Source organism: Rhizobium skierniewicense, from assembly GCF_014196515.1.
Taxonomy (GTDB): Bacteria; Pseudomonadota; Alphaproteobacteria; order Rhizobiales; family Rhizobiaceae; genus Agrobacterium; species Agrobacterium skierniewicense.
Genome location: NZ_JACIDV010000005.1, coordinates 309,976 through 328,878, shown reverse-complemented (window position 1 = coordinate 328,878; position 18,903 = coordinate 309,976). Strand labels below are relative to the sequence as shown.

21 protein-coding genes are annotated in these 18,903 nt (G+C 57.7%); 8 read left to right on the top strand and 13 right to left on the bottom strand.

The features are described 5' to 3' along the window. Nucleotides 1–14: 14 nt before the first annotated feature. Nucleotides 15–836: a MurR/RpiR family transcriptional regulator gene (locus tag GGQ73_RS10545; RefSeq protein ID WP_174154010.1), complete on the bottom strand. Its 822-nt coding sequence runs from the start codon at nucleotides 834–836 to the stop codon at nucleotides 15–17. Between the two features lie 319 nt (nucleotides 837–1,155). On the opposite strand from GGQ73_RS10545, the gene GGQ73_RS10540 reads away from it, so the two are divergent. Further along, nucleotides 1,156–1,881: a sulfate transporter family protein gene (locus GGQ73_RS10540; protein WP_174154009.1), complete on the top strand. Its 726-nt coding sequence runs from the start codon at nucleotides 1,156–1,158 to the stop codon at nucleotides 1,879–1,881. On the opposite strand, the gene nth is transcribed toward GGQ73_RS10540, so the two are convergent. Next, entirely contained in the window at nucleotides 1,855–2,625 is a 771-nt protein-coding gene (gene nth / locus GGQ73_RS10535; RefSeq protein ID WP_183896071.1) for an endonuclease III, read from the bottom strand. The genes GGQ73_RS10540 and nth overlap by 27 nt on opposite strands. Nucleotides 2,626–2,680: 55 nt before the next feature. Here nth and GGQ73_RS10530 point away from each other — a divergent pair, with 55 nt between their 5' ends. From GGQ73_RS10530 to GGQ73_RS10515, 4 genes are all read left to right on the top strand, one after another. Beyond that, a complete protein-coding gene (locus GGQ73_RS10530) occupies nucleotides 2,681–3,163 on the top strand; it encodes a DUF2244 domain-containing protein (protein WP_183896069.1) in 483 nt (160 codons plus the stop codon). A 71-nt stretch (nucleotides 3,164–3,234) separates the two neighbouring features. Beyond that, a complete protein-coding gene (locus GGQ73_RS10525; protein WP_174154006.1) occupies nucleotides 3,235–4,107 on the top strand; it encodes a methylated-DNA--[protein]-cysteine S-methyltransferase in 873 nt (290 codons plus the stop codon). A 67-nt stretch (nucleotides 4,108–4,174) separates the two neighbouring features. Further along, the gene (locus GGQ73_RS10520) at nucleotides 4,175–4,411 is read left to right on the top strand and encodes a CopG family ribbon-helix-helix protein (protein WP_183896067.1); all 237 of its coding nucleotides are present in this window, start codon (nucleotides 4,175–4,177) and stop codon (nucleotides 4,409–4,411) included. Between the two features lie 6 nt (nucleotides 4,412–4,417). Then, the gene (locus GGQ73_RS10515; protein ID WP_183896065.1) at nucleotides 4,418–4,711 is read left to right on the top strand and encodes a type II toxin-antitoxin system RelE/ParE family toxin; all 294 of its coding nucleotides are present in this window, start codon (nucleotides 4,418–4,420) and stop codon (nucleotides 4,709–4,711) included. A 6-nt stretch (nucleotides 4,712–4,717) separates the two neighbouring features. Here the strand turns inward: GGQ73_RS10515 and GGQ73_RS10510 are convergent, their stop codons facing one another. After that, nucleotides 4,718–5,701 carry a sugar-binding transcriptional regulator gene (locus tag GGQ73_RS10510; RefSeq protein ID WP_183896159.1) on the bottom strand — a complete coding sequence of 328 codons (984 nt, stop codon included), beginning with the start codon at nucleotides 5,699–5,701 and terminating at the stop codon, nucleotides 4,718–4,720. Between the two features lie 210 nt (nucleotides 5,702–5,911). Between GGQ73_RS10510 and tal the strand changes: the two genes are divergently transcribed. After that, on the top strand, nucleotides 5,912–6,868 hold the full coding sequence (gene tal, locus GGQ73_RS10505) for a transaldolase (protein ID WP_174154003.1): 957 nt from the start codon (nucleotides 5,912–5,914) through the stop codon (nucleotides 6,866–6,868). Nucleotides 6,869–6,969: 101 nt separating this feature from the next. Here tal and GGQ73_RS10500 read toward each other — a convergent pair whose 3' ends face one another. Continuing rightward, nucleotides 6,970–7,737, bottom strand: coding sequence for an IclR family transcriptional regulator (locus tag GGQ73_RS10500; protein WP_183896064.1), 768 nt, complete (start codon nucleotides 7,735–7,737; stop codon nucleotides 6,970–6,972). A gap of 144 nt (nucleotides 7,738–7,881) precedes the next feature. Here GGQ73_RS10500 and GGQ73_RS10495 point away from each other — a divergent pair, with 144 nt between their 5' ends. Beyond that, a complete protein-coding gene (locus tag GGQ73_RS10495; protein WP_183896062.1) occupies nucleotides 7,882–8,613 on the top strand; it encodes an SDR family oxidoreductase in 732 nt (243 codons plus the stop codon). A gap of 98 nt (nucleotides 8,614–8,711) precedes the next feature. On the opposite strand, the gene GGQ73_RS10490 is transcribed toward GGQ73_RS10495, so the two are convergent. From GGQ73_RS10490 to GGQ73_RS10470, 5 genes are all read right to left on the bottom strand, one after another. Continuing rightward, on the bottom strand, nucleotides 8,712–8,885 hold the full coding sequence (locus tag GGQ73_RS10490) for a DUF1328 domain-containing protein (RefSeq protein ID WP_174154000.1): 174 nt from the start codon (nucleotides 8,883–8,885) through the stop codon (nucleotides 8,712–8,714). Between the two features lie 128 nt (nucleotides 8,886–9,013). Further along, nucleotides 9,014–9,865, bottom strand: coding sequence for a metal ABC transporter permease (locus tag GGQ73_RS10485; RefSeq protein ID WP_183896061.1), 852 nt, complete (start codon nucleotides 9,863–9,865; stop codon nucleotides 9,014–9,016). Then, entirely contained in the window at nucleotides 9,862–10,722 is an 861-nt protein-coding gene (locus GGQ73_RS10480; RefSeq protein ID WP_183896059.1) for a metal ABC transporter permease, read from the bottom strand. Before GGQ73_RS10480 ends, GGQ73_RS10485 begins: the two co-directional genes overlap by 4 nt. Further along, complete coding sequence (locus GGQ73_RS10475; protein ID WP_412762970.1) at nucleotides 10,715–11,602, bottom strand: manganese/iron ABC transporter ATP-binding protein; 888 nt, start codon at nucleotides 11,600–11,602, stop codon at nucleotides 10,715–10,717. Before GGQ73_RS10475 ends, GGQ73_RS10480 begins: the two co-directional genes overlap by 8 nt. Further along, on the bottom strand, nucleotides 11,602–12,492 hold the full coding sequence (locus GGQ73_RS10470) for a metal ABC transporter substrate-binding protein (RefSeq protein ID WP_183896057.1): 891 nt from the start codon (nucleotides 12,490–12,492) through the stop codon (nucleotides 11,602–11,604). The genes GGQ73_RS10475 and GGQ73_RS10470 overlap by 1 nt, the downstream gene beginning before the upstream one ends. 343 nt (nucleotides 12,493–12,835) lie before the next feature. Here GGQ73_RS10470 and GGQ73_RS10465 point away from each other — a divergent pair, with 343 nt between their 5' ends. Next, nucleotides 12,836–13,741, top strand: a complete 906-nt coding sequence (locus GGQ73_RS10465; protein WP_183896157.1) for a hypothetical protein — start codon at nucleotides 12,836–12,838, stop codon at nucleotides 13,739–13,741. An 86-nt stretch (nucleotides 13,742–13,827) separates the two neighbouring features. Here GGQ73_RS10465 and lysS read toward each other — a convergent pair whose 3' ends face one another. The 4 genes from lysS to GGQ73_RS10445 all read right to left on the bottom strand — a co-directional run bounded on the left by lysS (nucleotide 13,828) and on the right by GGQ73_RS10445 (nucleotide 18,821). Then, nucleotides 13,828–15,327 (bottom strand): lysine--tRNA ligase, encoded by a 1,500-nt coding sequence (gene lysS, locus GGQ73_RS10460; protein WP_183896055.1) that lies wholly within the window; start codon nucleotides 15,325–15,327, stop codon nucleotides 13,828–13,830. 218 nt (nucleotides 15,328–15,545) lie between these two features. Next, entirely contained in the window at nucleotides 15,546–17,003 is a 1,458-nt protein-coding gene (gene gltX, locus GGQ73_RS10455) for a glutamate--tRNA ligase (RefSeq protein ID WP_183896053.1), read from the bottom strand. A 263-nt stretch (nucleotides 17,004–17,266) separates the two neighbouring features. Next, on the bottom strand, nucleotides 17,267–18,013 hold the full coding sequence (locus GGQ73_RS10450) for a TerC family protein (RefSeq protein ID WP_174153992.1): 747 nt from the start codon (nucleotides 18,011–18,013) through the stop codon (nucleotides 17,267–17,269). 154 nt (nucleotides 18,014–18,167) lie between these two features. After that, nucleotides 18,168–18,821, bottom strand: coding sequence for a TetR/AcrR family transcriptional regulator (locus GGQ73_RS10445; protein WP_174154102.1), 654 nt, complete (start codon nucleotides 18,819–18,821; stop codon nucleotides 18,168–18,170). Nucleotides 18,822–18,903: the final 82 nt, after the last annotated feature.

The following is an 18,903-nucleotide window of genomic DNA, read 5'->3' as shown; positions in this document are numbered from 1 at the left end:
GTGGTTTTGGCGTCTTAGCCGTGCAAAACACGCTGCATGTCGCCGATACGACGATACCGGTCCTTGCGGCCCGTTTCTGTCCTCTGCGGCATGGAATGCAGCATGAATTCGGTGATAGCCACCAATTGCAGCATGCTGTGTCCACCGTTCTGGCTGAGCGGGATCGTCAGGCAGATGTCGGCGCTGTCAGGGCCCCACTCGTAAAAGCGGGTCGTGATCAGCACTGTCTTGTAACCGGCCCTTGTTGCCATTTTCGCCAGACGCTGCAATCCGGCCAGATCGCCACCGCAATCCATCAGAATCAGCAGCGTACCATCGGTAGGCTCGTCCATCAGGGCGATGTAGGTGGCGCCATCGCGTTGCAGGTAGTGAACATGCTCGCGACATTCCAACAGCTTGGTGTAAAAATACCGGCAAATCCCAAAGCTTTCTGCGGAGGAGGCGATGAACACCTGTCTGCTTTCGGCGATGGCGCCCAGAGCCGTCTTCCAGACCGACTGCCCGGCCAGATCGTACACGGCTTGCACGGCCTGAATCTGTTGTAGCATGAGCGAGGACAACGGCGTCTGCGCCACGTCCTGCTTGGCCGCAGGTGCCGGTTCCGCCACGCGTGGCTCTTCGCGAAGATGCTCGCGAATGTCACTCAGTTGACGGTAGCCAAGCGAGCGTAGGAACCGCCCGACAGTCATGGGACTGAGGTTGAGTTTTTCAGCCAGCGTCGCCGCTGTTTCAAACGGCAATTCTGCCAGATGTTCGATGAGGTACTTCGCAATCCGTCGTTCCGACGGCGTTCCGGTTTTCAGCGAACGGGTGAGATCAATCAGCAATTTTTCCAACGACGCCTCGTTTTTCTTGTCTTTAGCGGACGATGGTGATCTAGCGAGTTATCTCGCCGCCAATCGTGTCGACTAGGTTGTAAAAAAAGGCCAATCGTTACCCCACTGATCCCCACTTCCGTAAGAATATACGATTTTTTGCCTGTTTGTTTTTATAGTTTAGTAGTTGCTTTTCTTCAAGCGCAAAATAGTGGGTTGTGTTTTTTTCTTGTATTTAACGGGAAGCGTTTCTTGTGAAGGGTCGTAAAACGCCCTATTTGCCACGCACTGGCGAATGGTTATCCATCGACAAAAAATCCGCCTAAATGGAGGCAAAATAATGATTTTTAGCGCTGCGAGAGATGCTTTCGGCAACCTTTTTGCCTCCGAAACACGCGCCGTGTTCTGGAAGTCGCTCGGACTGACAATTTTGGTGCTTGTAGGCCTCTGGTTCGCCATTCGGAGCGTTTTTATCTGGCTTGCATTGCCGTGGATTGATTCGCTCGTGCCCGGCATGCCGGAATGGGCCGGCTGGATGAGCTTCATCTTTGCCATCCTTGCAGGCATCGGATTGGCACTGGCGCTGGCCCTTTTGATCTCTCCGGTCACGGCCATCATCGCCAGCCTGTTCCTGGATGATGTCGCCGACGTCATCGAAAAGAAGGACTATCCCAACGATTCCCCGGGTACGGCCATGCCGCTGAGCGAGGCCATTCCCTCCTCGCTCAAATTCTTCGGCGTGGTGATCCTCGGCAACGGTGTCGCGCTCCTGTTGCTTCTCGTTCCCGGCATCAATCTCATCGCGTTTTTTCTGGTCAACGGCTATCTGCTGGGCCGGGAATTCTTCGAGTTTGCGGCCATGCGGTTCCGCACCCCTGCCGACGCGCGCGCTTTTCGTGCCAAGCACGGAACGACGGTGTTCATGGCCGGTCTGTTGATCGCGGCGTTTCTCGCCATCCCCTTCCTCAACCTCCTGACCCCGCTGTTTGCCGCATCCTTCATGGTACATCTGCACAAAGCGATCAGTCGGCGCGACCCGTCATTCAGCCAGAAACTGGGCCGGTAGCTCCACCAGAGGTGCTGGAATATCGCAGGTCTTTTCCGGCGATTTGCAGATATCGGCGATCACGCAGCGCTCGCATTCGGGTTTGCGCGCCTTGCAACAGTAACGCCCATGCAGGATCAACCAATGATGTGCATGGAAAAGATACTCGTCGGGAATGATCTTCACCAGCCGCTCTTCCACCTCATCCGGGGTTTTCCCCGGTGCCATGCGCAGCCGGTTGGCGATGCGGAACACATGGGTATCGACCGCCAGCGTCGGAACGCCGAAGGCCATGGACATCACCACATTGGCGGTCTTGCGGCCCACGCCCGGCAGCATCACCAGCTCTTCGCGCGTGCGCGGAACCTCGCCGCCAAAAGTGTCGATCAGCATCTGGGATAGGGCAATGACGTTCTTGGCCTTGTTACGGTAGAGGCCGATGGTCTTGATGTAGCCGATCAGGCGTTCTTCACCCAGTTCCAGCATCTTTTCCGGCGTATCAGCCACCGCAAACAGGCCGCGCGTCGCCCGGTTCACGCCCACATCGGTTGCCTGCGCCGAAAGGGCCACGGCCACCACCAGCGTAAACGGATTGGAATGTTCCAGTTCACCCTTCGGCTCCGGCCGCTGTATGGAGAAACGCCGGAATATTTCCTTGAGTTCGTCCTTGGAGTAGACCGTCCGGACACGCACCGTCTTGCGACGTGTCGTCGCATTTGACTTTTTCAGCGTTTGAGCGCTGGATCGTTTCTTGGCAATTGTCATGGTCTTACTATAATCTGACGCCAGCTTTGGTGAAGCACTGGACGAGGACGACACGGTGGACAGCCTTAATGAGCAGCCGGTTTTTGCAGCGGAACTTGTTCCCTATCGCTCCCTCGGACGCAAGGGGTTTCGCGTTCTCCTAGCGCTCACCGGTGCCGTCTGCCTTCTCTATGGCGTGTTCTTCATGGTCACCGGCGCGTGGCCCATCGGTCTTTTCCTGGGCGTTGATTTTCTGCTGCTCTACGTCGCTTTCCGGGTGAATTACCGTGCTGCAAAAGCCCGTGAGGAGGTCATCGTATCGCGCACCAGCCTTTCCATCCGAAAATTCTCACCAACAGGCCGCATGGTCGAGCATCGGTTCAACCCGTTCTGGGCGCGCTTTTTCGTCAAACGTCACGATGAGATCGGCATTCTCTCGATGCATGTTTCGGGGGAGGGGCGGATGACGGATATCGGCTCGTTCCTCAATCCGGATGACCGCGAAAGCTTCGCGAAGGCCTTTCGCGGTGCTTTGGCCACGGTGCGGCTTCGAATCTAGGTGAGAGCGCAAGAAACGGGTGGAGACAGGGGGCGCATCGTGTTTGTGTCGGCGTTGCAAGGAGACACACCATGAATGCCAGTATCACCTTAAAGGAAGACATCACCCCGGTCGGTTCTGATTACGAAACCGTCCGGCAGGTCATTGAAGTCCTGACGGTGGACTACCGCGATCAGCCGTCGCTCGAAACCATTGCCGCCAGGCTTTCGCAGTCACCCACGCAATTGCAGAAAACCTTCACCCGCTGGGCCGGTCTGTCGCCAAAAGCCTTTCTTCAGGCCGTCACGCTCGATCACGCCAAGCGTCTGCTGCGCGACGAAAGCCTTCCGCTTCTGGAAGCTTCCATCGAAGTCGGCATGTCCGGGCCGGGCCGTCTGCATGATCTCTTCGTGACGCATGAAGCCATGTCGCCGGGGGAGTGGAAAGCCAAGGGTTCGGGCCTCTCCATTCGTTACGGTTTTCACCCATCGCCCTTTGGTCTGGCCTTGATCATGATCACCGACCGGGGTCTTGCGGGCTGTGCCTTTGCCGATGCGGGAGAGGAGACGGCGTGCTTCGAGGATATGGCACGCCGCTGGCCCAACGCTCACTACAGCGAAGACAGTGCGGCAACCGCATCTTATGCCTGCAGAATTTTCGACGCCGATAAATGGAAGAGCGAACAACCCTTGCGCGTGGTCCTCCTCGGCACGGATTTTCAGGTCCGCGTCTGGCAAAGCCTCCTGAAAATCCCGCTCGGAAAAGCCGTGACCTATTCCCACGTCGCCCACGACATCGGCCAGCCTAAAGCGTCGCGCGCCGTGGGTGCCGCCATCGGCGCCAACCCCATCTCCTTCGTCGTGCCCTGCCACCGCGCCGTCGGCAAAAGTGGCGCGCTCACCGGCTACCACTGGGGACTGACGCGCAAACGGGCGATGCTGGGCTGGGAAACGGGTAAGGTTTGATCCAGTTGTGGCACATGTGATATGAGATGTGAAACTCACATCTGCCGTATGAAACCATGGAAAGCATATGAAAAGCACCATCCAACTTTCCGACGATATCGACCGCCGTATCGATCTGGTTGCGGCCAAGAGCAGTTTGACGCGAAGCCAAATCGTTGAGGAAGCTCTTGCCCACGGCCGATCGATCGCTTGGCAGGAGCAGTGGATCACCGGCGTGAAAGAGGGTTTGGACGACGCTGCAAAAGGCAATTTCGCCAGCGAAGAGGATATTGCCGAGGTTTTGAACCGTTACGATCAGGCTTGACCGGTTGTGCGCATTGTTTGGACGAAGCGATATCTGAGAGAACTCGCCACCATCGGCAACTATATTGCCGAACAGAACCCTCGGGCGGCGGCCCGCATTGTCCGCCTGATCCACAAGGCAACACGAGACCTTCTCTCATCCAACCCGTTCATTGGACGGCGGGGGGACATTGATGGCACGCGAGAACTCGTCATATCTGGCACGCCCTACATTGTTGCCTATGTCGTTTCGAGCGATGAAATCCAGGTCTTGTTCGTTCAACACGGCGCCCGCGAATGGCCCACTGCTCTTTCTGACTGATATTGGTTACGGGGCCGTTTCCCCCAGCTCCAGCAGCGCCCGCGCTGCGGCCTCATCGGTAATCAGCGTGTTACATCCGATGCGTTGGATGGTAGCGCGGATGGCGGTGGCGCGGTGGGCGCCGCCTGAGGCCAGGACTATGTGTTTGGCCTTCTTCAGCGTGTCGAGACCGATGGCCATGGCGCGCTGGTTGATGGGGTGGTCGACCGAGTGTCCCTCCGCATCGATGAAATTGAACATGGTGTCGCAGACGCAGCCCGCTGCCACCAGTTCGTCATGCGTCTGTTTGGAAATGAAGCCCTCCGACAGCGATGTGGAATGCGGACCGATATCGCCGCAGCTGACGATGGCGAGGTCGAGATTTTCCGCCAGTTCGAACAGCGTGTTCAGCCCACATTTCTCGATCAGGGAACGGCGTGTTTCTTCGGAATCCACCAGAAGCGGTGCGAGGAACATATAGCATTCAGCACCCAGTGCGCTGGCCAGCCGCCATGTGTAATCCAGCGGATTGGTCTGATGGACCGCCACGATACCGCCCAGCAACGACACCACCTTGCAGTTTTCCCGGCGCGGCGGGCGAAAGCTGGAGAGCGATGCCGTCATGGTGCGGCCCCAGCCCACGCCGATCGTGGCATTGTCTGGAACCGCCTCCGATAGAAATTGACCCAGCGCCAGTCCGACAGCCTTGGCGATATCTTCGGCCTTCGAGGATGCGGAGGGAATGATGATCGCTTCGTCCAGACCGTAAGCGGCCTCCAGCTTAATGGCGAGTTCGACGTAGTCCTCGATGCCCTCGTTGATCCAGATCTGCACCTCGGATCGCTTCATCGCCTCATCCAGAAGGCGGATGACGGTGGAGCGACTGATACCCAGTTTTTCCGCCACGTCCTTCTGCGTCATGCCCTGATTATAATAGAGCCACGCCGCCCGCAGCCGCAGCGATGCGGCTTCGGAATAGGCTGTATGAGTGTCTCTTCGCAGTTTCGCCACTGTTTTCGCCATGCTTGGAGGGGGAGTCCACTATGGCAGGCGTGAAACTTATGTCAATTGCATTGCGCAAATGTCTTGACTTCTGGGTTGGCGCTGCGCGATACTTAACAATGAGAAAACAGCTTGGTTCCGACATCGCGCGCAAGCAGGCGAGGGCAGGAACGAAACCCGGCTGAAACGGTTTTCCAGAGATGACGAGGATCAATCAGCATGACATCGAAACTTGACCAACTTCGCAAAATCACGACGGTTGTCGCCGATACCGGCGATATCGAAGCGGTTGCCCGGCTGAAGCCGGTGGATTGCACCACCAATCCGTCGATTATTCTGAAGGCCTTGGGTACGCCGATGTTTGCCGATACCGTAAAGGAAGCCATCTCCTGGGGTCAGAAACAGGGTGGTGATTCCGATGCTGTGGTTGGCGCGATCGCGGACCGTCTCGCGATCTCTGTCGGTGCAAAGCTTGTCGAGCTCGTACCCGGCCGCGTGTCGACCGAAGTTGATGCCGATCTCTCCTTCGATACGAAGGCGTCCATCGCCAAGGCGCATCAGATCATTGCCGGTTACAAGGATCGTGGCATCGAGCGTGACCGTATTCTCATCAAGCTCGCCTCGACATGGGAAGGCATCAAGGCTGCCGAAGTACTTCAGTCCGAAGGCATTGATTGCAACCTGACACTTCTGTTCTCACAGGCCCAGGCCATCGCCTGCGCAGAAGCCAAAGCCTTCCTCATCTCGCCTTTCGTCGGTCGTATTCTCGACTGGTACAAGAAGTCCACGGGCGAGGATTATACCGCTGAAACCGATCCGGGCGTTGTCTCCGTTCGCAAGATCTACAATTATTACAAGGCTAACGGCATCTCGACGGTTGTCATGGGTGCGTCCTTCCGCAATGTCGGCGAGATCGAAGCGCTGGCCGGTTGTGACCGTTTGACCATCAGCCCGGCGCTTCTGGAAGAGCTGGACAAGGATACCGGCACGCTGGAGCGGAAGCTCTCCGCTGACGATGCAAAGGCCGAGCCCTTGCAGAGCCTGGACGAGAAGGCCTTCCGCTGGCACCTCAACGAAGATGCCATGGCAACGGAAAAGCTGTCCGAAGGTATCCGCCAGTTCGCCAAGGATCTCGAATCTCTTCGCGGCATCATCCGCAAGCAACTGGCAGCTTAAGCTTCCAGAATAATTCTGGAACCTTCGCGATAGTCGCTCGTTATTGAAGTATAATACCTCCAGTCAAGAAAGCGCGATCGGTCCCCTCCCGGTCGCGCTTTTTATTGTCCGGCTGCCACGTTTGAAATCGTCCGGGCTGCTTGCCGGATAAGATCGACGCAGTCATCGGCGCCGGGTGCGTTGCCGCTGAGAGGCGTGATGTAAGGGCAGGTGATGGCCGCCAACGCCGTGCCGTCGAGTGTTAGCACTGGGGCGGATAGGTTCCTGATACCGGCGGTCTGCAAACTGTTCATGCTCTCGAAACCGTTCGCCCGGATCTGTCCCAACCGTGTGATCAGGCCTTCGGGCACGGATGTCTCGTTGCCGCCGCGAAGCTGCTCGGCAATCATGATCTCCCGCTGCGCGTCAGACTGGAAGGCAAGCAGAACGTGGCCGGAGCCGGTGTTGAACAGGCTCATCTGCGCCCCGACGCGGATCGATAGAGCCCAATAGGTCGAGCTATCCTGTTGGGCGATGACAGCCACGACACCGCGATCATAGACGGCCAGATGGCAAGCCTGTCCGGCCTTGTTGGAAAAGTCCCGCATCACGGGCGCGGCAAAAGACACCAGCCTGCGCAAAGGGGCATGGAAATGCGCCAGACCGAAGAGTTTCAAGGTCAGGAAAAATCGGTCGCCATCCTGCCGTTCCACATAGCCCCGGCGGACGAGCCGGTCGAGCATGCGGTAGAATTCATTGGGACTTTTGCCGATGGCCTTGGCGATTTCCGCCTGCGTCAGGCCGCCATCGGTTTGCGCCAGAAGCTCGATAATGTCGAGGCCCTTGTCCAAGGCAGGCGCACGGTATTTTTCACTGTCGTCTTCGATCATCCGACCTCTGCGGTTTCAGGTCGATGGTACGCTGCACCATCTCCAGTTCCAGCTCCCTTGACGTTATATGAATACGCTGTTTACGTATGAATTGTCGATCCATTTCGATTTTCAGGCGCGCCTTGGCGCCAAGAGGAGCAGCGCATGGCGCAGGATTTCACCGGCAAGACAGTGGTTATCACCGCGGCAGGTCAGGGTATTGGCCGTGCCACGGCGGAACGGTTCATCGAACTTGGCGCGCGCGTCATCGCGACTGATATCAACGACGCCGCACTCGCCACGCTGACCGGGGCTGAAACGCGCGTCTTGAACGTGCTGGATGGCGATGCAGTGAAAGCGCTTGCGACGGATATCGGTCGCGCTGATGTGCTGTTCAATTGCGCTGGCTTCGTTCACGCTGGCACTATTCTCGATTGCGAAGAAAAGGACTGGGATTTTTCCTTCGATCTTAACGCCAAGGCCATGTACCGCACGTGCCGCGCATTTCTGCCCGCCATGCTGGAACAGGGCAGGGGTGTCATCGTCAATATGTCGTCGGTTGCATCCAGCGTGAAGGGTGTCCCCAACCGGTTTGCCTATACGGCCTCGAAAGCCGCTGTGATTGGCCTGACCAAATCCATCGCGTCGGACTTCGTCACCAAGGGCATTCGTTGCAATGCCATCTGCCCCGGCACGGTCGATAGCCCCTCGCTGCATGAGCGCCTGCGTGCGACTGGACACTACGAGCAGGCCCTTTCCGACTTCATCGCCCGACAACCCATGGGTCGCATCGCGACGCCGCAGGAGATTGCCGCTCTGGTGACATATCTGGCATCCGATGAGGCTGGATTTACCACGGGACAGATACACGTGATCGACGGCGGCTGGACAGCCTGATGTCGAGACGCCCGCAGCGTCACGGGCGAGGGCTCATCATGTCACAACAAAAAACGGCGGGCCTCTCGACCCGCCGTTTCCCGTCATACCCGTTACGATCAGAGGATCGCCTGACCAGCCATGAGTGCAAGAACCAGGAAGATCAGGAACACGACCACTGCAATGAAGAACAGAATACGGGCGATGCCCGCTGTCGCCGCCGAAATTCCCGTAAAGCCGAAAACACCGGCGATCAGCGAAACTACGAAGAATATAAGAGCCCATTTCAACATGGTCGTACCTCTTTGCGTCAATTGATGCGGTCGAGCCCCTACGCTTCAACCTGTCGATATGACGCGAATCAAGGGCAGGAAGTTCCGAACATTCTGAAATAATGTTTTCAATTGTGGACAATTGACTTTCAGATCGTGCTTTCCGCCCTGTTCACGGCCCGCGCCTTCCATGTTGTCCGCAGGAAGGCGAGGATGAAGAAACCGCTCATGATCAGAACGATCGTCGGGGCCGGAGCGCTATCGATCAGGAAACTGGCCCAGATGCCAATGATCGAAGAGGTAACAGATACGGCGATGGCCGCGATCATCATGCTGGAAAACCGTCGTGTGATCAGGAATGCGATGGCACCGGGGGCCACCAGCATGGCGACGGAAAGAATGATGCCAATGGCCTGCAACGCGCCCACCACCGTCAGCGATAGCACCGCCAGCAAGCCGTAATGCAGCAGGCGAACCGGCAGGCCGATGGCCTTGGCGTGTTGGGCGTCAAAGGCGTGGACCAGAAGGTCCTTGCGCAGCAGCACCAGAAACAGCGTGGCTACCAAGGCAATCAATCCGGTTTCAACAATGTCGCTCACGGCAATGCCCAGCATGTCGCCGAACAGGATATGGTCCAGATGCACATCGCTCTGCACCTTGACATAAAGAACCAAACCGAGCCCAAACATGCCGGAAAAGACGATGCCAAGCACGGTGTCTTCCTTGATGCGACTGTTTTCCTTCAGAAAGCCGGTGCCCAACGCGCAGATCATGCCCGCAACGAAGGCCCCGATGGAAAAGGGAATACCGACGATATAGGCGATGACCACACCGGGTAGCACGGCGTGAGAAACGGCATCGCCCATCAGCGACCAGCCTTTCAGCACCAGAATGCACGACAGCATGGCCATCGGCACCGCAATCATCAGCGTGATGATAAAGGCATATTGCATGAAAGGCAGTTGGAACGGCAGGATCGCAAGCTGCAGGTTTTCGCTCATGGCGCGGCCTCTAGAGCAGCCTTGGCCTTGGCGCGCGAAGCGAGATAGCCGTGCTTGGGCGCAAACACGAAGGCGGTCAGGAAGATCAGCGTTTGCAGGACGACGATGATGCCGCCGGTGGCACCATCGAGGAAATAGCTGAGATAGGCCCCGAGGAAGCTGGTGCCTGCGCCGATGGCAAAGCTCATCCCGATCAGGCGCTCGAACCGGTCCGTCATCAGATAGGCGGTCGCACCCGGCGTCACCACCATGGCAACCACCAGAAACGCGCCGACGGTTTGGAGGGCGGCGACTGTGGACGCCGCCAGGAGGGTGAAGAAGATGATTTTCAGAAGATCCGGGTTGAGGCCCACGGTGCGAGCGTGGTTTTCATCGAAGAACACGACCATGAAATCGCGCCACTTCAACGACAGTACGAGAAGGCTGATGCCGCCGATCAGCGCCAGTTGAAGCGTGTCTTCCGGGGTGATCGCCAGGATATTGCCCAATACGATGGTCTGGATATTGATCGATGTGGGAGACAGCGACACCATGAACAGGCCAAGCCCGAAGAAGGAGGTGAAGATCAGGCCGATGATCGCATCTTCCTTCAACCGCGTCTTCTGGTTCAAAAACAACATGGAGCCTGCCGCCAGCCCGCCGGAAATGAAGGCACCGAGAGAAAAGGGCAGGCCCAGCATATAGGCGCCTGCGACGCCCGGCACGATGGCGTGGGACAGGGCATCGCCGATCAGCGACCAGCCTTTTAGCATCAGATAGGACGACAGAAACCCGCAAACGCCACCCACCAGCGCGCTGACCCAGATGGCGTTCAGCATATAGGAGTAGGTGAAGGGTTCGAGCAGAGTGTCAATCATGGCTCTTGGCTTTCGTGGTCGTCGTGGCCGAACCATCCTTGCTGTAGATCACGAAGGGCCGCTCGTCGTCGGTGATGACCGTCAGGTGGCGCGGATCGGCATCGTCGTGCAGGTCCGTACCGCCCAGAATGAAATGGCGCAGACTGCCACCGAACGCCTTTTGCAGGTTGTCTTCGGTGAACGTATCCTCTGTCCTGCCCGACGCGATGACGGTGCCCTTGACGAAAACCGCGCGGTCGCAAAAATCAGGGACGCTGCCGAGATTGTGGGTGGAAACCAGCATGATGCGGCCTTCGTCGCGCAGCGCCTTGAGCAACGCGACGATCTGTTCTTCGGTGTTCACATCCACGCCGGTAAAGGGCTCGTCCAGCAGAATGACCTGACCTTCCTGCGCCAATGCCCGCGCCAGAAACACCCGCTTTTTCTGCCCGCCGGAGAGCTCGCCGATCTGGCGCTTGCGGTAATCCACCATGTTGACGCGGGAAAGCGCCTCATCGACCATCTGATGGTCGCGCTTTGACGGTATGCGCAGGAAATTCATATGGCCGTAGCGACCCATCATGACAACGTCCTCGACCAGAACCGGAAAGCTCCAATCCACCTCTTCGGCCTGCGGCACATAGGCGACGAGGTTCTTTTTCAGCGCATCGCGGGCGGGCAGATCGAAGATCGAGACGCGACCCGCCGCCAACGGCACGAAGCCCATGACGGCCTTGAAGATGGTGGATTTTCCCGCACCATTGACGCCTACGAGAGCGGTGATGGTGCCGCGGGGAATGGAAAAGCTGGCGCTGCGCAGCGCCGTGTGACCGTTGCGGTAGGTCACCGTCACATCATCGACGGTCAGTCCCGTTTCCACTGTCTTTCGCTTTCCCATCATCATTTGGAAAGGCCTTTCACAATCGTCTCGGTGGTCACGCGCAAGAGGTCGAGATAGGTCGGCACCGGACCATCGACTTCGCTCAAGGAATCCACGTAGAGCACGCCTCCATAGGCAGCTCCAGTTTCCTTGGCCACCTGTTTGGCCGGATCGGGGGAGACGGTGCTTTCGCTGAAAATGACCTGAATCTTATGCTGGCGCATCGCATCGATCACGCCGCGCACCTGCTGGGGCGTGCCCTGACTGTCGGCATTCACAGGCCACAGGAACAGTTCCTTCATGCCGAAATCACGCGCAAGGTATGAAAACGCGCCTTCGCTCGTCACCAGCCAGCGCTTATCCTGCGGCAATGCGGCGATAGCATCGCGCATCGGCTGTATTTCGCGGCTGATCTTGTCGGAATAGGCCTTGGCATTGGCGGCGTAGACGGCGGCATTGCCAGGGTCTATCTGCGTCAAAGCCTTGCGGATATTTTCGACATAGATGAGTGCGTTATCGGGCGACATCCAGGCATGCGGGTTGGGCTTGCCCTGATAGGCGCCGCCGCTGATCGACATCGGCGTCACGCCTTCGCTTACCGTTACATTGGGAACGTCAGCCAGGTTTGCCAGAAACTTCTGGAACCACAGCTCCAGATTGAGCCCGTTCCACAAAACGAGATTGGCATTGCGGGCTTTCAGGATATCGCGCGGTGTCGGCTGGTAATTGTGAATTTCGGCACCCGGCTTGGTGATGCTGTCCACATCGGCGGCATCGCCAGCCACATTGCGCGCCATATCGGCGATGATGGTGAAGGTGGTCACGACCTTCGGCTTCTCCTGCGCCACCGCTGCCAGCGGCAGCAAAAGCACCGCAGCACAGAGCAGATATCGAAGCGATGACAATCTCATGGGCCTATCCAACTCCTGATGCGATTCATTCGCAATATCAATCTGGCCATCTAAATAGGGTTTGTCAACGCTATTGCAAATCATTCGCAATAATTGATTTGTAACACGGATTGTCGTTTTTTTGACGGAGTCCAAAAATGAGCCAGTTTGGTGCCCGGATTCGCTGCCGAATTAAGCCTTCTTCAACGAGAACACGTCAGAATTGATGCATGTATGGTGATAGGCGCAAGCCGCCGTGCCTTCATCGTTTTAGCAGTGACACTGCTTGTGCATTCTGCGGACGATCAGCTTTAACGGGGTAATGCATGTCGGGACGCTCGACGTGAAGGCAGTGTTCAAGAGAATACGGTTTTCTCGCAAGTTCGTATTGTTGAGCGGCATCGTCCTCCTGTTCGGGGGCGCGTCCGGCCTTGCCGCCGTTTTCGTCGGTAAAGACGCCCTGTTCGGTCCCTCCAATGCATCGGTCAACGGACTCGAATGCGAGATGGTGCAGACCGTCAACATCAAAAAAGCCGGTAGCCTGTGGGTCCGCAAGTTCATTCGCACTGATGGTGGCGATGGCGCGGAGCGGGTCAAGACCGCCCTGCGTGTGGCCAAGGCCGTTTATGACAAGCAGAAACCCGACCTCGTGCAGGTCTCCATCCTGGATCAGAACGGGCCGACCATGCGCTCGGATATGCGCGGCCGTGCCATCGCCGCGCAGGTGGTCTATATCCCCGATGTCACAAAGCTGCCGGCGGATGCCGACGCCAAACCCTATTCCGCCTTCTATTACGATGGCCCCCCAAGCGGGGAGGGGATCTTCTATGGTTTGCGGATTGATCTACCTCTGGAAGATACCCAGCATCTTGCGGCCGATCTGAAAGACTTCACGGATTGCATCGATCCGAATGCCGAAGCCGCTGCGGCCGGCGGGCATGGCGCTGCACCAGCGGATCACGCAGCACCGGCGGAGGGCAAAGGCCACGGCGAAGCTGCACCCGCCGAGGGCCATGATGCGCCAGCACCGGAGTCGGTGCATGAAGGCGCGCCAGCCGCTGCCGACGATCCCGCTCTGTTGACCTCCACGCCGGAGCCTGAAAGCGTCAGCATGTTCAGTTTGGCCTATTTGAAATCATTGGTTTTCGGCAAAGGCCAAACGGAAGCTGTCGCAGCCGAGCCTGCCCATGGCGCAACGCCGGTCACGGAAGACGCCCCCGCACATGGCGAGGACGCACCTGCGGAAGAGCCCGCGAAATCCGGCCATTGAGTCTGCGGCCTGCCTCTGTGGTGCGGAGAGGCTTTTTGCGATCGAAGACGTGATCGAAGGAGGGCGGCTTTACCGCCCTGCCAACATCAATCCGCCTTCTGGCGGCGGGCCGGGAACAGGATGACGTCGCGGATGGACGGCGCGTTGGTCAGCAACATCACCAGACGGTCTACACCGATGCCGAGGCCCCCGGCGGGCGGCATGCCCTGATCGATGGCGTCGAGGAATTCGTCGTCCAGCTGCTTGTCCTTTTCGCCACGCGCATGGGCCTGTTCCAACTGCTCCACCATGCGGCGGCGCTGTTCTTCCGGGTCGTTCAACTCGGAGAATGCATTGCCAACTTCCCAGGCGTTGCAATAGCTCTCGAAACGCTCCACCAGACGCGGCTCGCCCGGCACTTCCTTGGCAAAGGGCGAGATGTCTTTTGGAAAATGCGTGACGTGACTTGGCTGGATCAGCGTCGCCTCGACCTTTTCCTCAAAGATGAAGGCCAGGCATTCGCCCCAGGTCCAGTCCTTCTCGACTTCGAAACCGGCAGCCTTCGCGGCAGCGCGGGCTTCTTCGTCGGTCTTGATGGCCAGGAAGTCGATGCCCGTCGCCTCCTTCACCGCATCCGGCATCGGCACGCGCTTGAACGGACCCTTGAAGGAAATGGTCTTGCCCTGGAATTCCAGTTCCGTCGTGCCGTGAATGGCAATCGCCAGCGTTTCGAACATGCGCTCGACCAGACCCATAATGTCTTCGTAGTCGGCATAGGCCCAATAGCATTCCAGCATGGTGAATTCCGGATTGTGCCGGGTTGAAACACCTTCATTGCGGAAGTTGCGGTTGATTTCGAACACCTTGTCGGACAGGCCAGACACCAGCGTGCGCTTCAGGAACAGTTCCGGCGCAATGCGCAGATACATGTCCATCTTCAGCGTGTTGTGGAAGGTCTTGAACGGATCGGCCGTCGCGCCGCCATAGACGGTCTGCAACATCGGCGTTTCAACCTCGAGGAAGGCCTCGTTTTCCATGAAGCGGCGAATGCCGGAAATGATCTTTGAGCGCTGCTGGAAGCGGAGTTTGGACTCTTCGTTGGAGAGAATATCCAGGTGGCGCTTGCGATAGCGGATTTCGATGTCGGAAATCCCGCTCCACTTCTCTGGCATTGGCAGCAGAGACTTGGTCAGCATGGTGATCTCTTCGGCATTGATCGTCAGCTCGCCGCGCTTGGTGCGGCGCACCTTGCCGGTCACGCCGATGATGTCGCCGATATCGATCATCGGCAGAAGGTCGCGCGCAGCTTCCGGCGTCGTATCCTTGTGGGAGAAGATCTGCACCTTGCCGGAGGCGTCATGGATGTCCATGAACATGCCGGAATTGCGCGAGGAATAAACGCGCCCGGCAACCGTTACCGTGTCACCGGTTTCAACGTCCGGCTCGATCTGCGCATATTTCTCGGCCAGTTCCGCATTGGTCAGCGTGCGGTGAAAATGGGCGGGATACACATCGCCGATTTTCTCACGCAGCATTCCCAGCTTCTGGCGGCGCACTTCGGTCACGTCGGACGAGAGGGCAGTTGTTTCGGTTGTCTTGTCGGTCATCGTCTGGGCCTTCTTCGGGCAAGTTATTCTCTATGGTGATGCGGTGGCTTTCTGGTTCGCCCCGTACCTTCCCGTCTCGTCATCCTCGGGCTTGTCCCGAGGATCTGCTGCGTCACCGGCACGTCCGACGTCCAACCCCTGGCACCCAAGGTAGATCCTCGGGACAAGCCCGAGGATGACGACCGTGGCGGCGTCAGCTCACCAGCCGCGTCGCCCGCTTAACTGCCTGCGGCAACCATCGACGCCACAACCGCAATCGCGATCTTCAAACGCTGGCGCACCACGGAACGGCCGAGCAGCGCCATGCTATCAAACAGCGGCAGCGAACGCGACGAGCCCGACATCGCAACGAAGAGCGGCGGTGTCACCACGCGCAGTTTCTTGCCCGTGCGTTCGGCAACATCGCGCAGTTCCTGCTCAATCGATTCCAGCGTCCAGTCCGGCATTTTCTCCAGATCGGCGGCAACCGTGGTCAGGATTTCGTGGGTTTCTTCCGGCTTGGTCTTCAGACCAGCGAAAGAGGCAGGCGTCAGGCCGACATCGCTCGACAGCAGGAAGCCTGCGAGGTTCGGCAGTTCGCCCAGCTTTGAAATGCGGCTCTGCGAAAGCTTCAGGCCTTCCGTCAGGCGGGAGTTTTCCATCGCCCATTCCAGCGTGCGGGCAATGAACTCGTCCTGGCTCAGCTTTTCGCGCAGCCAGCGGCCGTTCAGCCAGTCCAGCTTCTGAATGTCGAAGATGGCACCTGCCTTGGACAGCGCTTCCGGGTCGAATTTCTGCGACAGTTCTTCCATGGTCAAAAGCTCTTCGCCTTCGCCAATCTGGATGAAGAACAGACCGAGGAAGTTCATCAGCGCTTCCGGCAGATAGCCGAGCGCGGAATAATAGGAGATCGAGGTCGGGTTCTTGCGCTTGGAAAGCTTGGATTTGTCGGCATTGCGCATCAGGGAGAGATGCATGAACGTGGGCTGTTCCCAACCGAAATAACGGTAGAGCAGAATGTGCTTTGGCACCGATGCCAGCCACTCTTCGCCGCGTGCGACATGGGTGATCTTCATCAGATGGTCGTCGATGACATTGGCCATGTGGTAGGTCGGCATGCCATCCGCCTTCATCAGAACCTGCATGTCAACGCTGTCCCACGGGATCGATACATCGCCGTAGACGCCATCGTTGAAATCGCAGGAGCCTTCCGTCGGGATTTTCATCCGCACGACAGAAGCTTCGCCCGCGTCCATCTTTGCAGTCACTTCCTCAGCCTTCAGATGCAGGCACAGACCATCATATTTCGGCGGCTTTCCAGCGGCGCGCTGCGCTTCACGCATCTCGGTCAGGCGCTCCGGCGTGCAGAAACAGCGGAAGGCGTGGCCCTTTTCCAGCAGTTCGTCGGCGAATGGCTGGTACATGTCCTTGCGGTCGGACTGGCGGTAGGGGCCATAGGGGCCGCCAACATCAGGGCCTTCGGACCATTTCAGGCCGGTCCATTTCAGCGCTTCCAGCACCTTGTCTTCATATTCGCGCGTGGAGCGCGTCGCATCGGTATCTTCGATGCGCAGAATGAATTCACCACCGTGCTTGAGGGCAAACAGGTAGTTGAAAAGCGCGATGTAAGCGGTGCCGACATGCGGCTCGCCGGTGGGGGAAGGGGCAATACGGACGCGGACGCCGGAAGTGGTCATGAAATTCACTCGTCGTGACTGGCTGTGACATAAAGCTGAAAGTGCCCGATATCACGGGAATTGACGTTGGATGCGGCGGGAATGGCTCAAAACAGGCGCAAAGCGCAGCTTTCATACGTTCCCATTAGGCATGGCCTTAGGCCATATTACGCCGCATGCGTCAAGAAAATTACCGCCGTTGCCCCTCTGCTGGCATTTTGCGCCGACAAGAAAAAGGCCCGCTGTTACACGGGCCCCAAGTTTCTTCAGATCGACAATCGCACCTAGTGCAATGTGCTCTTCTTCTTCCGGCGTGCATTGCGCGATACCATGTTGAGCACTTCCACCAGTGCCGAAAATGCCATGGCGGCATAGACGTAGCCCTTGGGAACGTGGAAGCCCATGCCTTCGGCGATCAGCGTCGTGCCGATCATCAAAAGGAATGCCAGCGCCAGCATGACGACCGTCGGGTTCTTTTCGATGAACTGAGCCAGCGGGTTGGCGGCCAGCAGCATGACGGTCACGGCGAAGACGACGGCGACAACCATGATCGGGACGTGCGGGGTCATGCCAACGGCGGTGATGATGCTGTCCAGCGAAAAGACGAGATCGAGCAGCAGGATCTGGGCGATCGCAGAGGAGAAGCTGGCAACGGCGGTACCGACCATGTCTTCCTTGTGATCTTCCGGGTCCACATTGTGGTGAATTTCCTTCGTGGCCTTCCATACGAGGAAGAGACCGCCGCCGATGAGGATCATGTCCTTCCAGGAGTAGCCGTGACCGAAAAGTTCGAAAACGGGCTCGGTCAGTTGGACGATCCACGCCACGGTGCCGAGCAGACCCAGGCGCATGATCAGCGCCAGACCGATACCGATCTTTCTGGCCTTCTCACGCTGATGCTCTGGCAGCTTGTTGGTCAGGATGGAAATGAAAATCAGGTTGTCGATGCCAAGCACGACCTCCATGACGATAAGAGTGACGAGTGCCACCCATGCGGCGGGGTCTGACAATAGAGGGACAATGGAGTCCATCGGGCCTGTTTTCCTTCTCAGCTATCCAGGTTCGACAATTCGAAACACCGTAGTTTTATATTCGAATGCGCGAGAAACAAGCGTATGACAGATGTGTTAAGCTCTATTTTCCCGATAATTCGCGCATTGCGAGAAACTCGGATGATGAATGGGGCTAAATTGTCCTGGTTCCATAGGCCGACATAAAAACCTCGATAGCGCTTTTGAGGACACGGTCCGCGTCATCTGGCGGCGTGTCGCCCGTCAATTCGCCGAACAGCCGCATTTTGAAGAATGTTCCGGTCGCAAGCTCGATGAACTGGCGTGCGGCAAGGTCCACGTCGTCGATGACGAGCGTTCCCTGTTCGACATGGTGCCTCAGGAAGTCACGCAGAACGACGCGAACATTGTTCGGTGCTGCCACGAAAAAACGTTGCGAGAGTTTGGGCATGCGGTCGATCACGCCAAGCGCTGAGCGCATGGCAGGTATCATGTCCGTGCATGTCACCTTATGAATAAACGCAGCGCCGAACTGCCATAGACCGTCTCGTACCTCTTCCGTGCCCGCCAAAATATCGCGCATGGAAAGGGCGAATTCAGCGCGGTGACGGTCGATCAGGGCGGCAAAAAGCTCATCCTTGTTTTCAAAGTAAACATAGATTGTCCCCTTGGAAACAGCGGCTTCGCGGGTGATGTCATTCATGCTGGCGGCATCGAAACCCTTCTGCTTGAACACGCGCCATGCACCATCGAGGATTTGCTCGCGCTTTGCCGGGTCTTCGCCCGCCGCAAACCGGCCTGCAGGAGATGCTGTGGAGATGTCCTCCATGGATGTCTCGTCGGTCACGCTGCAATCCGCCAATCGTTTTTAAATCTCATCTCATATATCGAACCAATCGGTTCGATATGAC